12 protein-coding genes are annotated in these 16283 nt (G+C 51.4%); 1 reads left to right on the forward strand and 11 read right to left on the reverse strand.

Translation table 11 applies throughout. The features are described from left to right. Window positions 1-8: 8 nt before the first annotated feature. The 11 genes from AC15IQ_RS02330 to AC15IQ_RS02380 form a co-directional block, all read right to left on the reverse strand. Window positions 9-1424: a B12-binding domain-containing radical SAM protein gene (locus tag AC15IQ_RS02330; RefSeq protein WP_483177046.1), complete on the reverse strand. Its 1416-nt coding sequence runs from the start codon at window positions 1422-1424 to the stop codon at window positions 9-11. 9 nt (window positions 1425-1433) lie between these two features. Beyond that, window positions 1434-2345, reverse strand: coding sequence for a DUF362 domain-containing protein (locus tag AC15IQ_RS02335; protein WP_483177047.1), 912 nt, complete (start codon window positions 2343-2345; stop codon window positions 1434-1436). Between the two features lie 14 nt (window positions 2346-2359). Next, complete coding sequence (locus tag AC15IQ_RS02340) at window positions 2360-3370, reverse strand: hypothetical protein (RefSeq protein ID WP_483177048.1); 1011 nt, start codon at window positions 3368-3370, stop codon at window positions 2360-2362. 4 nt (window positions 3371-3374) lie between these two features. After that, window positions 3375-3758: a lasso peptide biosynthesis B2 protein gene (locus tag AC15IQ_RS02345; protein ID WP_483177049.1), complete on the reverse strand. Its 384-nt coding sequence runs from the start codon at window positions 3756-3758 to the stop codon at window positions 3375-3377. A 99-nt stretch (window positions 3759-3857) separates the two neighbouring features. Beyond that, the gene (locus tag AC15IQ_RS02350) at window positions 3858-4118 is read right to left on the reverse strand and encodes a PqqD family protein (RefSeq protein ID WP_483177051.1); all 261 of its coding nucleotides are present in this window, start codon (window positions 4116-4118) and stop codon (window positions 3858-3860) included. 824 nt (window positions 4119-4942) lie between these two features. Further along, window positions 4943-6085 (reverse strand): glycosyltransferase, encoded by a 1143-nt coding sequence (locus AC15IQ_RS02355; RefSeq protein WP_483177053.1) that lies wholly within the window; start codon window positions 6083-6085, stop codon window positions 4943-4945. After that, on the reverse strand, window positions 6082-7188 hold the full coding sequence (locus AC15IQ_RS02360; protein WP_483177054.1) for a glycosyltransferase family 4 protein: 1107 nt from the start codon (window positions 7186-7188) through the stop codon (window positions 6082-6084). The genes AC15IQ_RS02355 and AC15IQ_RS02360 overlap by 4 nt, the downstream gene beginning before the upstream one ends. 220 nt (window positions 7189-7408) lie before the next feature. Then, on the reverse strand, window positions 7409-9856 hold the full coding sequence (locus tag AC15IQ_RS02365; RefSeq protein WP_483177056.1) for an O-antigen ligase family protein: 2448 nt from the start codon (window positions 9854-9856) through the stop codon (window positions 7409-7411). A 261-nt stretch (window positions 9857-10117) separates the two neighbouring features. Continuing rightward, window positions 10118-12451 carry an N-acetylmuramoyl-L-alanine amidase gene (locus AC15IQ_RS02370; protein WP_483177057.1) on the reverse strand — a complete coding sequence of 778 codons (2334 nt, stop codon included), beginning with the start codon at window positions 12449-12451 and terminating at the stop codon, window positions 10118-10120. 244 nt (window positions 12452-12695) lie between these two features. After that, window positions 12696-13883, reverse strand: a complete 1188-nt coding sequence (locus tag AC15IQ_RS02375; protein ID WP_483177058.1) for an LCP family protein — start codon at window positions 13881-13883, stop codon at window positions 12696-12698. Between the two features lie 21 nt (window positions 13884-13904). Next, window positions 13905-14957, reverse strand: coding sequence for a glycosyltransferase family 4 protein (locus tag AC15IQ_RS02380; RefSeq protein ID WP_483177059.1), 1053 nt, complete (start codon window positions 14955-14957; stop codon window positions 13905-13907). Window positions 14958-15178: 221 nt separating this feature from the next. On the opposite strand from AC15IQ_RS02380, the gene csaB reads away from it, so the two are divergent. Then, window positions 15179-16255, forward strand: coding sequence for a polysaccharide pyruvyl transferase CsaB (gene csaB, locus AC15IQ_RS02385; RefSeq protein WP_483177060.1), 1077 nt, complete (start codon window positions 15179-15181; stop codon window positions 16253-16255). Window positions 16256-16283 lie beyond the last annotated feature (28 nt).

The raw sequence follows: 16283 nt of genomic DNA on the forward strand, positions 1-16283 counted from the left end.
CTGTCCACTCAGTTCTTCCCTTGATGGGAGATGTTTTGCCTGGCCTTCATGGTAAAGAAGGACCACAAACGTCGGGGGCTGTTGGTGCGAATTGTATTATACCGGCGTATTAACCGTTGATATGGCTCGTAATGCTTCCTCATCCAGGCGGCGCGTTCCTCAGCAGTAAGGGCGGAAAGATTCTGCTGATAATAGTACTCCCGGACTGCCTCCTTGCTCCAGGGTATAGCCTCGAATACGCCCGGTCGAAGGCGCTCGTACAGACGGGTTCCGGGATGTATCTCCAATTGCGACCAGCTGAAAGAATATGGCTTCACCTTTTTCAGCCAATCCAGGCGCTGCTCCAGATCGGCCATGGTTTCGCCTTCAACCCCGGTCAGCATATAACAGTGAATGCCTAGCCCGGCCTCCCGGCAAATCTTAATAGCCCGTTCATTGACCTCCACTGTGCTGTCTTTGTGCATTAGATCCAACACAGCCTGTGAAGACGATTCGATTCCCACCTCTATGATCACGCAGCCAGCCTGTTGGAGCCGTTTTACCAAATCTGGTTCAATATTCTCTGCGCGCGCCTGAATGCCCCAAATTATTCGCTTGTGAAGGCCACGCTTTATAAATAGGTCGCAAATCTTCTCAGCCCGGGCCCGGTTGATCAGAAAGTCATTGTCATGAAAATAGATGCCTTCAATGCCATAATCCTTATATACCTGATAAGCCAGTTCAGCCACATATTCGGGGCTGTGAAAGCGCACCCCTTTGCCGTAGGTTAATGATTCCGAGCAGAATTCACACTTTTTAACACAGCCGCGCGAGGTCAAGAGTGAGACGGTGGAAACATAGCGGTGGCGAATAGTATCCAGGCTGCGGTTGAGATAGTAACTCAAGTCCAGACTTGAAAAAACCGGGAAAGGGAGTTGGTCCAGATCGCCAATCTGTTGGGGTGGGCTGCCAATAATAAAGCCATTCTCCCTGAACCATAGCCCGGGGATGTCCCTAGGATCGCGGCCCTCGATGAATTGCAGCAGGGAGTATTCCCCTTCCCCGGATATTACTGCGTCCAACTGGGGTATTTTGCGGAGGGTTGCTTCGGGGAGGGCAGTCACATGATGACCCCCGGCCAGTATAGGACCATCGAAAATCTGGCGTACCATGCTGGCACAATCCACCAGATCATAGACCAGTGGGGATACAGAATTAAAGGCTACCACATCCGGCTGGAATTCGCTGAAGGCCTGCAGCATGGCCCTATCTACTGCGGATTTGTCCTGTCCCAGGCGGAATTGCGCCGCATAGCGGTCAACGGTTTTAACCTCATGCCCGGCTTGGAGCAGGGGTGCTGCCAGGTAGGAGAGGCTGAGAGGCATCCAGGTCGAAGGAGGCATTACTTTGAAACTGGCGTATGGATAGATGAGCAAAATCTTCACTATTGACTCCTAATACTCATATAGCCGGTAGCACTGCCACTCAGCAGCAGGCCACACCATAGCCGCATGCTGTAGTTGCGGCATTTCCAGGGGATCGGAACGGAAGTTCTCCACACAGTGGTGCCGTTGCTTGATCTGCAACAGTTCTCGGTAGGCCTGCAGATCAACCGCCGCGGGATGATCTCCGGCCAGTATCACTCCGGCGGGAGCGGTGGTTCCGACTGCCGGGCCGCCGGTAATCATGGCCACGCGACCGTCAATTATGTTGAGGTCAGCCATTACCGCCAGATTCAGCTCAACAATTTTCTGCTGCAGGTGGTCCTGGTGCAAGTTGCGCCTTTCCAAAGGGTGCACGTTCCCTACAGCGGCCTTCATGGCCATGCTGAAATCAGCCCAACGGTGCGTCTTGAGGTTGGTCAGGCTGATGATTCGGTCCACCTCATAAACAACCGCAGGTACAGTGACGGCCTTCAGAAACTGGCCTGGCACAGACACTTCTACCCATTCCATTTCATCGAAAAATATAGGCTCGGCCAGCCCGGTTACAACCCGATCCAGGCCGATTGCACGGGCGGTTTTTCTGGTGGGCAGGCTGCTCAAGGAGGCGCAGTCGCCGACTAATATATCGTTGACTCCGCTGCGGTGCAGAAATTTCAGAAATTCCTTCAGAAAAACCGGGCAGGTCGAGGCCGGATACGGGTCCGCGGTGTTGAGGTTAACCTTGACCAGAACGCGCTGCCCCGCAAACCACTCATTCCACAAATCCTGCCAGACCGGCCAGGCCTTTTCCCAGGGATCACCGTGTGCCGCAAGGCGCAGTACACAAGGAGGTCGGTCCGGAGCCACCTTTTGTCGCGGTTCTCCTCGACTCATGGTTCGTTTGTTTTTAAGTACTGCCGGAGCAAAAACTTTTTTAACCAAATTTCGAAATTTTCTCATCTCATCACGCCCTCGGCCAACTCTCTGACGATATCGGCAAATTGTGCCATGTCAGTTCCAAAATCCAGTTGATAACAGGGTACAGTAGAAAGAAAATCCATGAGGAAGTTGAATCTCTTAGTAGCAGCCTCCCGGTTGTCCCAGGCTTTCATGGTTACGGGGAAAAACTCTCCTACCACCCGGGTGGGATTGATCGGTGTCAGGCTGCTGTAAGGTTGGCCGGAGCGGTTGATAACCAGGAATTGCTTTAATTCGGTATGGGAGCGCCATCCGTCTGGGGTGATAGTACCGCATCTGAAATAATGTTCATCGTCGACCGACCCGTATGCCTGGTCCATGGGCAGGCCGGGAAAGAAGCTCACCCGGGCTGTTTCTCTGACCTTGATTATATCTGATATGCTGCAGCCCTTATAGCCGTCGTCCTGCTTTGAAACCAGTATACGCTCATCAGACAAAACTTTAAATCCATGCTGCAGCAAGGCGAAAATCGCCGTGGATTTGCCGCGACCGCTGTTGCCGCTGATCATAATCCCCGTACCCTGATAATCTACACAGCCGGCATGAACCGCAAACTGGTCATAATACACCATCAGCTGGTTAACCAGATTATAGGTAAAGAGCATATCGGTGTATAAGGGCAGGATATCATGGCCAGCCAGTATTACCACCCGGGCCGAGGCCTCATTTGAGCTCACATAAGAACGGGCATAGCCCTGGTAATCAGTCCACTGTCCGCTGTGATTGCGAAAAGAACGCACCGTTACCGGTCGGTTGAGCAAAAGAGTAAAGTCCGGGATGTTTTGTGCCGTGTCGGGTAAAGGCATGATCCGGTCGATCTGTCCGGGATCTATAACACTCAATTGTAGGGAAAGGTGCGGGGCGCCAGCCTCGGCGGAGGCTATGTTCAGATAGCTGCCCAGTTCTCTGGCCAGGCCTGGGCTGTATTCAATACGGAGGGTATATCCTGACAGGTTGTACCATCTTACCAGTGATTCTTCTTGTTGCATATGATTATCCTTCAAAAAAGGTCGTATATTGCTCCAGCGAACCTGGTTCTTCATGGTAGGGCTGTCCGTCCAACACCAGCCAGCCATGGCCCTGCAAATCAGAACCGTCTTTTTTTACCCCGATGACCACGCGTGTATTCAGGCCCTGTTTAGCGCACCAGTGATGCAAAACCAGGCTGCGTCTCAGGCAGGGTCGTGAACTTCGCCCTATCCTGGTCATCCAATAGGTTGCTCCCCGGTAAATCTTATCCATGGTGTTGAACTGACTGGATGTAGGGGCGGGCATATCTGCTCCAGTTGTTGGCAGATCTGGTTTTATGGCATGAATTTTATCCAATATCTGCGGAAGTGAGCGCATACGCAACAGGCATTCATAGTAAAACAGCAAACCTCCAACCCACGCCAGGAGAAGCAAATCCTTTGGGAAATGAAAACCTTTATATCGACACACCAAGGTCTGGTCCCCTTTAAAATATCTTGGAAGCGCCTAACCCAGAAGCAACTGGTATTCAGTTAATGCCGCCACCAATTCTCTGATGTCTTGAGACAAAACCTCGCGCTCCACCTCATACTCCAGGAGCAACTGATCGATTATCTCTTCCAGGGAAGTTTTCCCATCTACTTTATTCCAGAATGAACAGGCCACCCGGTTTAAACCGAAGTACCTGCCGGTTTCAGGGTTTAGCAAAACGGTTTCGCCGTCTACCTCCCGCCAGATTACATCCTGGTTTTTGCTCACCACAACCACAGGGCTTCCACTCCTTTGTTGTCGGTTATTGCTAAAAAGCATTTTACAAGAAACTGCAAAAATTATATCATATGCCTATAAATATTAGTATGGAAGCATTTTGATTATCTAGGAAAGGAGTATTACATGATCAAGAAAGAGTATCAAACTCCCATGGTAATCTGTTACGAGAGTCTGAATTCGATTACTGCAGGTGATGTCGCTATTTCCGGTCAAATCGGTTAATTCACATTACTTTTCAAACAAAGAGTAACAGTGAATAGCTGAGGGAGTATGTTAGTTATGTACAAGCTAAGTTATGAGAAGCCTCAGTTGATCACTTTTGAAGCGTGCGTAAAATAACGGCCGCAAGTAGTTCGATTGATTAAATTTGATTTCACGTGAAACAGTACATAATCTACAGCAAAATGTTGATATAGTACAAGATTTTAAAGGAGGTATTATCGTGAACAAACAGAATTATGAGACTCCGCAAGTAGTAGCTTATGAGGACATGCGTACAATCACAGCGGGAGGATCCTCAGATTAATAATTTGTTGGGTTCCTTTCCGCCAGGCTAGATAGGCCAGGCTTATTGTAGCTAGCGGCAAACAGGGTGTCGCTGTTATAGCCGTGATCCAATATAACCATACCTGTGCCTAAAATGGGCTGCTTCACAACAGCCCGTTTTCATTTGGGAACTACTTTGGGCGCAATTTCCCAGCCACTTTGTTATAGAGGATATCAAATTCCTCTACCCGCAGCATTTTTACTAACAGCCCATATATCAGTGCTCCACTTGCTGCACAGCCCAAGAGGATAACCAGATTCCACTCGCTCCATAATCAAGAAGAACCCTTAGCTCCCTTAAACATTTCGTACCTGTCCCGGACAAAGCTATTTATCTCCGCTTTGAAGCGTGCTTGACTGAAGCGACGTGCGTTACGGCGCAGAACTTCGCTATTGAACTTATCCTCATATTGCAGGAAATCTTTAACTGCTTGTACTAAAGAGTCCACGCTCTGATCTAGGAAGAACACCCCGGTAGCCTGGTCCCAATTTCTCCCATTGGCGTCAATAACGGTCTCGGTGGCGCCTCCCTGCCCATAGGCGATCACCGGAGTACCAGCCGCCTGAGCTTCCACGGGCACAATTCCAAAATCCTCATGGGCAGCGAAAACCAGGGCTCGGGCACCGCTCATCAAGGCGACCAGTTCATCGGCATCTCGATAACCCAGAAATTCCACATTCGGCCCCGCCAGGTTCTGGCAGCAGGCTTTCTCCGGACCGTCTCCAACCACTAGCAGCGGCAGTCCTAAACGAGTAAATGCCGCCACCACCAAATCAGCCCGTTTATATCTTACTAACCTGGATACAAACAAAAAATACTCCGCCTTCTTGCCGGGAACATTATACCGTTCCACATTTACAGGCGGATAGATCACCTCAGACTCACGGCGGTATGACCTCCAAATGCGGGCTGCAGTATAGTGGGAATTGGCGATAAAAAAATCCACCCGCGGGGAGGCACCCACATCCCAGATCCGCAGATAATGCAGCACCGCTTTGGCCAGAGTTGCTTTTATTCCCCGTTGCAGATCATTCTCCCGCAGATATTGATGGGTCAGGTCCCAGGCATAGCGGACCGGGGTATGACAGTAGCAGATGTGTAACTGTTGGGAATTGGTTAAGACCCCTTTGGCTGCACAATGGCTGCTGGACAGGACCAGGTCGTAATCACTCAGGTCGAATTGCTCTATTGCATAAGGAAACAGCGGCAGATAGGAGCGATACTTCTTGATCACCCCTGGTCTCTGCAGGAATGAAGCCTCTGTATGGGCAGGTTCGAACCCCAGTGTTTGCAGGCTGGAGGCTTTGTAGAGCAATGTATACAGGTGTGCCTGGGGGTACAATTGATGAAAGGCTTGTAGACATTTTTCAGCTCCCCCCAATTCAATTATCCAGTCGTGTATAAGGGCGATGTTCATGATCGCACTCCCTTGATAACTTCTTCATAAACCGCCATGGTCTGCTGTGCGGTCTTGTGCCAGGTGAACATCGCGGCCCGGGATAATCCCCGCTCCCTGAGGCTCTCCCGCAGAGTACTGTCGTTAAGCAACCGGGACGCTTGGTGGGCAATCTCCTCCGGCTGCCGAGGATCGAAATACAGGCCTGCATCCCCCACCACCTCAGGCAAAGAGGCAGATGCCGCCACTGTCACCGGGGTGCCGCAGGCCATGGCTTCCAATGGTGGCAGCCCGAATCCCTCATACAACGAAGGAAAGACCAGCATCTCCGCCCCACAATACAGATGGTGCAGATCCTGGTCCGAACAACCCTGCCATTCTTTGACCAGTTTCAATCCCAAGCGGTGTATGCTTTTATCTACCTCGTCAGGCACGGACAAGCGTTTGCCAGCTATAACCAGTTGCAGGTCGGGGAATTCACTCTGAAGCCGGGCAAAGGCATGGAGCAGCCGTACCAGGTTTTTGTGCGCGGCGCGATTACCCACGAACAACAGGTAGCGCTGCAACCTATGGCGAGATTTGAAAGCCTCCACCTGCTCCCGGGGCAGGGGCTTAAAATCAGAAGAGACTCCCTGTGACACTACCCGGATCTTATCCTGCCAGGAATCTGCAGGAAGATACTGAATGAGATCCTGAGCTGTGGCCTTTGAAATCACGATCACCCGAGCAGCCTTTTTAACCGCATTGTTGAGGACCAGTCGGCCGGCCACGACCTGGAGGTGATTACGCGGAGTCGTTCGCAAAAAAGGAATGAGATCATGAATGGTCACCACACTGTTGGCGGGCAGACTCCAGGGAGCGTTGAAATGAGGTATATGCACCAGGTCAGCCGACACCTTCTGGTTGATGAGCTTGCGTCCCTGCAGCTGTTCGGCCAGACTATAGACTGGGGCACTATAGACCACACTGCTGATCCGACTCTGCAGAGCGGGCTCAAGGCAAGCACTGAAGGCCTGGTTAGACTGCGGTAGTCCGGCCAGGATCACCTGCAAGTGCGGATACTCATCTAGCATGTTACGGACCAGCATCTGTATGTACCGGCCTATGCCGGATTTTTGTATCATACGGCTATCAATTAAAATCCGCATGGCGAATAATCTACTCCCGACTATTTTATCCAATCCACCCGGACCTGAAGCAGGTTAGCTGCTGAAACGATTCGGACCTGCTTGAGTTTGACTGCACGACCAGACATCCTGCGGTTGGATTATAGGTCAGCAGTTACAGAACGCATGAACCGCTGTTCAGTATTTAACCAATAGGGTCCTCAAGCCGGTTCATACCTTATGCGTTCTCTTCAAGCACCTCCCACTGCATCATATCATGATACAGTTTAACGGCACGATCCTGTGCCTGTTCTAATACACCACGGGATTCCTGACTTTTGCCCTGCATGCGCAGAGAAGCGGCATAAACTGCCTGAATGTCTGACATAAGTGGTTCCGGACGTTCCTGCCGATCCATCAAATCATGGTACGGAGTGTCAAGCAGAAGCACCGACTGTTCGTAATGGCCCTGCAGATAATGGACCCGAGCCAGGTTCAGGGCTATGGTGGGAGTAATCTCAAGCTTGTCACCCTGCCAGAAGTTCAGGGTCGGTTTGAGGCGGGCCTGCTGCTTGGAAATTTCATCAGGCAGCTGTAATATCGCTGCGCAGTATTCCCCAGCCCGCTTATCTCCGTTTTTATAAGCATGTTCGGCAGCCTTCCACAGCAATTCCGCCCGCCCTTCGTAGTTACCTATATCCAGCGGGTTAGCGGCAACGGTCCGATCGAGTCTGGCCATAATAAGCGGGAAGTTATTGGTAAGCGCGGCAGCATCCAGGAGCTGACTCTGAATAACCATGTCACCGGGTGAGAGCTTATCAGCCTCGGTCATGGAATCGAGCATCTGCTTATACAATGCGTCCAGCTCCTCTTCCCCCTGGCTAACAGCCAGGCTATACTGTTCGGCATAAACGGCTGCCAGTTCGGAGTGATACCTTCCATCCCAGGGATATATATTGATCGCCTTTTCATACAGCCTTGCTGAGCGCATAAGGGCTTGTTTTTTATCGGACCTATCTTCCAGTTCATATGCCTGCAAAGCCCATTCACGACCAGATTCTGCTCTTTGAAAGGCAATCAGGGCGCTCGAACCCATAATCAAGATAAAAATTCCCAGTAAGACGGACAGGGCGGCAGCGGACCATCCAGAGAAACTGAATCCCCGCGCCACAGTGGTCATTATATAAGCAGAATTGATCATAGCCACTAGAATAAACCAGACAAGGAACATGGCGGGCAGAGAAAAGTCCCAATCGATACTGGCGTGCAAGCCCATGGTGACTGCTGTGGCCGCACATCCCCAGCATATTATCCAAAGATCTGCGTCCCCTGGTTTGGCCCCATCCGGGCTGATTTGCTCCCTGACCTGCCGGTATATTGAGCCTAAAGACCAGAACATAGCCAGCCAAATGCCGATAAAGGATAAAAACCCAATTGTGCCAGCCTCTACCCAAACTTCTATGAAATGACTGTGAACGGTTTTCGTCCAGAACAGATAATCCTGGTAGCGATGATAAAGGCCGTCCCAGCCCCCTGCTCCGGCCCCGAAAATAGGATAATCCTTGACTATGCTCATGCCCCAGCGCATAAAATCAAGGCGGGTTATGTAGCTGTAATTGTCGGCCTGGCCAATTTCCAGCAACTCTCTAACTACCATTTTTGACAATCCTAAACCACCGCTTAGGAGCAAGCCGCCGCCAATTAGCAAAACCAACAAGGCACTTCCGCCCCCCACCAACAACCTGCCCCGATGGTGGTTATGGATAAGATAGAGGGCCGACTCCCACAACAGGTATATTACTGCCGCCAAGACTAAGCCGACAGCCATCAATATCAACCCGGAGTACGGCTGGGGTCCTAAGACCGCAGCCAGGAAACGGTTGCCGACAGCAAAAGCAACCAATCCGAGTCCGCCCAAAAAATAGACAGCTTTGAGCCTTCTCCAACCAGGTATGCCCAGAACCAGGATAAACCCTCCCATAGCCAGAGTTAACCAGGCTCCCTTGGAAACAGTGGCGAAGACCACTGCCAGCAGCAGAAATGTCACCATAGCATAGGCTATCTGCCAGCGCCGATGGTTTTCTCTGGTCAAGAGAGCCAGACCCATTACGCTCATGGCAGCCAGAAAGGCGGCGGTAGCATTGTGATATTGCAGGCTGGATTTGATCAGTCCCTCATGATACGCATCCGGATAGATGGGAAAACCGCTGGCGGCTAAAATTCCTATTAAGGCCACCCCTACCCCTCCCAGGAGCAACACCCGGGTCATTCTTTCCAGGCCTCGATGGTCATTCACCACCTGCCCAACCAGCCAGTAGACCATAAAATAATTAAAGGCTTTCAGACAACCGTAAAGGGCTTCCCCGAAATGTACCGCCGTTATCAAAGACAGGGCGTAAGCCACGGCCAAAGACAAGGCCGCCCAGTCTAGGGGGGTGCGGATGAAACGAAAATCGTTCCTTTTCCATTTTACCGCCCAAAAACCGATGAACACCAATGCTACTATGATATGGTTTACGAACATGGCCCGGTTGAAGAATAAGGCGCGGAAAAACAGAGGATAAATCACTATGATAGCTACCACCGCGAATAGCACCCATTCCAGGCTGGTTTCCTGCGCAGCTGTGGGGATGACGGGCTCCGGTGATGATTTGGTATTGCTTGTCAGCCGCTTTTTTTTCGCCAAATTATGCCACTCCTATATTGTAAATAACTGATTACGAAATTATTCAATAAAAATCGAAATATCTCCTTTATTGGGCGACAAAAACCCCATCATCTAGCCTAAGCCCGGATGGGGATTTTGGGACGTTTCCTTATATAAATGCGATTTTTACCGAAGTCTTGATATTCAATCCTGCTGTACAGACTAACCTTCCCCAACCTGTCTCCAAGCCTTGTTTAGCTGACCGGAAGATAAGGTGAAGATACATTACTCAAAACTTACTCAACGATTGTTCATATATTCGGTTATCGCCTCCGCAATAGCACGGGCAGCCTGACTTCTAAACGACGCATCCCCCAGTAAGGCTTCTTCGGCCGAATGGCTGATAAAAGCGATCTCCACCAGGGCAGAAGGCATGTCGGTATTGGTTATCACCGTGAAATTGCTCTGTTTGACCCCTCGGTCGACCCGCCGCAACTGGGCTATCAGACTTTCCTGCAAGAGGCTGGCCAGTTGATAACGCTGTTCCTTTTGCATAAATAAGGCCGGGGAATCGAAGGACGCATAATAATACGTCTCAGTACCCTCACCGGTGCGAGTGGTGCTGGAGTTGCAGTGTATGGAGACGAACGTTGCCGCACCAAGCTGATTGGCAATATTGCACCGCTCCATAGTAGTCAAATAACTGTCATTGTCCCGAGTGTAGGCGATGTCGAAACCCCGGGAACCCAGTATCTTGCCAACTTGTAAAGCAATATCCAGGTTTACATCCTTTTCACACAGATAGGAACCATTAGCTCCGCTGTCACGGCCGCCATGGCCGGGATCTAAAACCACCAGCTTATTATTCTTGTCCTCAGTGCGCTTGGTCTTGGTCAACACGATATTCAGGGCATTGTCATCGCTGGTCTGAAAAATGCGATAATCACCTAAATTAGTTGTCTCAATGCGCAGAGTAGTCACCGGGGGAGTGCCGGAAGATTCTTTAATGGTCATCTTTTCCAACAGGTCGCTGCCAGGATAATTGTAAGTAGAACGGTCCACCCCCTGATAAGTGGATTCCAATTGAATCTCCAGGATGTCGTTCTTGAATTTGTATGTATACTCGCATGGGGTTAGGGTGTATACAATGATGTTGTCACCGATATTGCCAAACACCTTGCGGCTGATCTCTACGATCCGATTCTCGATCAGGATCGATTCGCACCGCCCTTTATTGCTGGTCATAGTGCGGTATTGCGTTCCTGCTGGCAGAGTCACGGTTATGACCGCGTCTCCTCCCCGGTTTTCCCCCTTAACACTGAGGTTTCGCCCCCCTAGAGACACATTGAGCGCAGTATTACCCTTCAGGCTGCGATCCTTAATGGTGTACACCACGGTATTGCCGGTCTCCACTATATCTGCATTCAGCCTCGACCCGGATTCTATATTGATTTTAAAACCATCCTCATCTTTGCTGCTGTTATACCAAACCAGATCGTCATCACTGATCGCAGGCTGATCAGCGTCATCGCCCGGTTTATTTACCAGCCAGCCCGCAATCCAGGCCGGACTGCCGCCCCGGCTGATTTGAAACCAGCCATCCTGTTCGTCAATAACCGTATAAATCTCTCCGCTGGAAACAGAACTGACCTTGGCGAAATCCGTTCCGGGGCCGCTTCTGAGGTTTACCTCATTCCCCCGCACGATCACCGACGACTCTTGCGGTATAGCTAACACCGGAGCGGTGGGAGGCTCGGGGATCTGTTCGGGACTCTTAATGGTCACCGTTCTGGTTGCATCATCCCAGGAAACCTGACCGCCAAAGCCTTCACCGACGAAACGCAGTGGCGCCAGAGTACGACCTTGCACGATCTTGGCTGGCACGTCCAAGGGCCAGGCGGAGCCGTTGACGGTAGGACGGGTGGATCCGATCGGAAGAACTATGACTACCCCGTCACGGCGAGCGGTAACATTGCGCGCCGCATCATCCCATTCCACGGTTGCTCCCATGGCTTCAAAGATGCCCCGTAAAGGAACCAGGGTGCGGCCATTGTCGATCTGCGGAGCAACATCGAAGCTGAGCAGTTGGCCGTCCAGGTAGACCTTTATCTCGGTGTTGGCAGAGGGGGTTGATCCTACAGGTGGGGCCGTGGCTCCATTCGCGGCTTGCACCAGAGGAGAGGAGACATAGCAAACCAATCCGCTGCTGTTCTGTACCTTGTTCCACTCAGCTCCCGCTTCAAGCAGAAAAAGCTTCTCCCCCTGCCGGGCCTGAGCGACCGTATCGTAACCGATTCCAGGGCCAGAGCGAAGATTGGCCACGGTTGCTGTAACCTGTACCTGCTGGTCCCTCTTCACTTCTATGTACTGGCTGCTGACCCAGCCGCTGCGGTTGTCGTAACTGATGTGGCACCAACCGTTCTTCTCCTCCAATACCGACACCCGGGTGCCAAGCAGCAGATTGCCGCTGACCTCATAGGTGGTGTCCGGACCGCTGCGCACATTGACCACTGTGCCGGTTATAGTCCCCGTATCCGCTAGGGTCTGTACTTGGCAGCAGAGCAGTATCGCCATTGCTGCCACCAAAAGGGCAGCTAGCTTGATGAAGCTGATACGCTGAGATGTAAATAACATGGACCAGGCCTCCCAGGTTTAATGTGCTTGATAACTTGTTAGTTTTAGGTCTGACAGGGGCTTTTTCAAATCTAAATGAATAAACAGGCGACTGCGGCGAGCCGATATTTGTCGCTGCAACAGCCACATAAATCGACCTGATAATATATATATCGATATTGATGGAAACTTTCAGCAGCAGAGGATAATTTTATACTTGTCGAAAAGTCGTTGACCTGAAGATATGGTGTCAGTTCCAGCCACACTATGTATTCTTGGTAGAGGGGGCCGATACGCTGTTCTTTGCAGCACTGCTACCGCTCTTGGTATTGCTGCTATTGTTTCTGGTATTACTGCTCTCGGTCTTGGTGCTGTTGCTCTTGGTAGTAGCCGATTTCGAGGTTTTTGTGCCAGTCTGGTCAGTGCTGCTGCCAGTACCAGTCTTGGTGGTATCACTACTGACACTCTTGCCAGTCGACGAACTGTTGCTGGGAACAGTTCGCTTTACTGCTGCTGGCCCCTCCTGCACTACCGCTACGGTCTGCCCTTCCAGCATCTTATCTATCAGGCCATTGACACTGGCTTTGTCGGCTACCCAGAAGCTGTTCAGCAACTGGTTGTCGGGCCCAAGCTGATCGTAAAAATATCCCGGCAAGGTCTGGCTTATTACCGATTCCGCCGTAAATCCAGGGGCCCAGCGGCTCAGCTTGAGCATGCTTCCCAGCCCCATATTGGTGTCTACATACGGACGGGTTTCATTTATCAATGCGGGCAGTTTGGTGATGGTGCTGGGCTGCAGCAGTTCGGCGGCCAAGGCAGTGAGGAATTGCTGTTGTTTGGCGGCGCGGTCGATATCGCCCAGTTCATAATCCCGAAAGCGCACAAAAGCCAGGGCTTGTTTGCCGTCCAGGCGCTGCAAGCCGGGATAAAGGTTAATCCCTTCGGAGGGCTTGTACATCCTCTGAGGAACATTAATGCTTACGCCTCCCAGAGTATCAACCACCTTGGCAAACCCCTCGAAGTTGAGTTCCACATAGTAGTCCACCGGTATGCCCATCAAGGTCTGCACTGCTTTGACAGATCCCTCCGGCCCGCCATAGGCGTAAGCGGCGTTGATCTTAGTAACCTCACCACTGGGCAAAGTTACCCTGGTATCGCGCGGTATTGAGACAACCGCCGCTTTCTTCAGGTTGGGGTCGATGGTGACCACGATAATGGTGTCGGACCTTGAAAAGGTCTCTCCTTTCCGCTCGTCCGACCCCAGTACCAGGATGCTGACCCGTTTATCAGGTTCCGGTTCGTCTGCAGGTGGAGTCTCCTGAGCTGATATAGTAGGCGCTCCCCCCCAATTAAACAGGCTGGCCATCCCAGCTCCGGCGCCGAAACAGACTGTAAATACCAGCACGGCCACCATAATAAATCTTAAGAAGGATTTTATGTCAAATTTTCGCATATTAGGCTCCTTAATTACTGCTTAGACATCCATACTGCGGTTGACGGCGTGGCGGTTGCGGCCGGTCAGCAATCCAATGCGATCTGCTCCGAGAACGATAACGAACAGCAATAAAGACAGTAAGAGCGAGGCTTTGGGGCTGGTAACAGTAGTCAGCAACACTGCCACCCCGCTAAAAAAAGCACTGATGCCGTAGATAATCATCACGCTGCGGCGATGACTCATCCCCATAGCCATAAGGCGGTGATGTAAGTGGCCTTTATCGGGCAGAAATATCGGTTGGTGATTATTGATACGGCGCACGATGGCGAAAAAGGTGTCAAAAATCGGAATTCCCAATATGATGATGGGTATCAATAGGGACACCACCGCTGTGCCTTTGGTCGTACCCATTATGGCCAGGCAGGCCAGTACAAAACCCAAGAAGTTGGACCCACTGTCACCCATAAAGGTCCGGGCGGGGTGAAAATTATAGGGAAGAAAACCGATGATGGCCGCAACCAGGAGCATGGCCGCCATAGCCACATCAACCTGTCCCTGCAGAAGAGCCACGATCCCCATGGCAGTAGCAGCGATGGCGGCAACCCCTCCGGCCAATCCGTCCAGTCCATCGATCAGATTGATGGCATTGGTAATGCCAACGATCCACAGAAAAGTCAAAGGTATGCCCAGAGAGCCCAAAACCAGCATGCCGTCAAAGGGATTGGTGACAAAATGCACCATCACCCCATGGTACATGGCCACCGCAGCCGCCAACGACTGGCCGATCAGTTTTGCCAACGGGGAGAGGTGGTAGATATCGTCAGCCGCCCCAATGACGAATATAATGATTGCTCCCAATACCAGGCCCAGCATAGGTCCGGAAATACCAGTGAATAAAAATAAACTCACCATGAAGGCGGCAAAAATCGCCAGGCCGCCCAGCCGGGGCATGGCTACCTGGTGTACCTTGCGCTCATCCGGAGGGTCGATAGCCCCCAGATTACGGGCCAGTTGAGTTGCTAATGGAACGCATAATATAGAAATAAAAAATGTACATAGTAAAGCGCTGGATATATACGAATAGGTCAGCATTGGTTGCTCCTCCCCCCCAATCCAAAGCTAGGTACATTCTAACACCGCTAATTTGGGTTGTCTATATATCTCTATATACCAATCATAGGATAATAATCTGTCACTTGATGACGAAATAGGCCTAACAGCGAGAAATATTGCTAACCTAAAAGCCTAGTAATATAATTAATGAGATGGTCGGGGGCCAACCTTGGCCATTTATTTTAGTGAGGAGCACTCTTATGAAGATCGCCCTGTCAGGTTATTATGGGTTTGACAACGCCGGTGATGAAGCCCTTTTGCTGGCCATTACCTCATCTATCAAAACCATGGCCCCGCAGACCGACTTTGTGGTGTTTTCCGGGAACCCGACCAGGACTACCTCGACCCATGGCCTCGAGGCGGTATATCACAAAAACCCCTGTAAGCTATTTGCACAGTTGCGGCAGTGCGACCTGTTGATAAGCGGTGGAGGCAGTATTTTCCAGGATGTAACCAGCGCTCGTTCCCTGTGGTACTATATCGGGGTAGTGGCTCTAGCCAGACTTTTGGGCAAACCGGTGATTTTTTATGCCCAGGGAGTGGGCCCTATCAACCTGCCGATCAGCAAATGGCTGATGCGCCTGGTAGCCAACCGAGTAAATATAATCAGTGTGCGCGACCCCGAATCGGCCCAACTTCTAAAGCGCTTAGGAGTCGTCAAACCCCCGGTACTGGTTACCGCTGACCCGGTTTTTGCTCTGCAGCCTGATCAGGAGCATCAGCAGGCGGTAATCGGTGACCTGCCGGGTTCGCCCTGCATAGGGGTATCGGTGCGGCACTGGGCAGCCCTGGAGGGCTATCAAGCTGCTCTGGCAGAGGTGCTCGACGGACTGGCAGAGCGAGGTTATCATATCCTGTTTATTCCCATGAGCTGGCCCGAAGATGTTCTGGAATCACGGCGGGTGATGGATCTGATGGAGCAACCCGCCGAGCTGTTGGACCGCAAACTCAGCAGCGGAGAACATTTGGCTTTGATCAGCCAATTGGACTTGATGATAAGTATGCGCCTCCATGCTTTAATCTTCGCGGCCACCCAGGGGATTCGTTTTGCGGGCATCTCCTATGACCCGAAAGTGGCTTCCTTCTTAGGCCAGTTTGCCCTGGCTCCACTGCCTCTCGATACGGAGGGGATGTCAGCTCAGCTCAGCCAGTTATTGGAAGATGAGCACCTAAGGCAGCGGGTCAACAAGACTGCCGCTTACCTGCATAGCCGGGCTCAGGAGAACGCCCGCCTGGCATTGAATCTTATACCCACAAAAGTGCGTAATAAACTGTAAACGGAGCCATCAATCTGGCTCCAGATTA

Source organism: Syntrophomonas sp. DTU019 (assembly GCA_913757435.1).
In the GTDB taxonomy this organism is placed as follows: domain Bacteria; phylum Bacillota; class Syntrophomonadia; order Syntrophomonadales; family Syntrophomonadaceae; genus DTU019.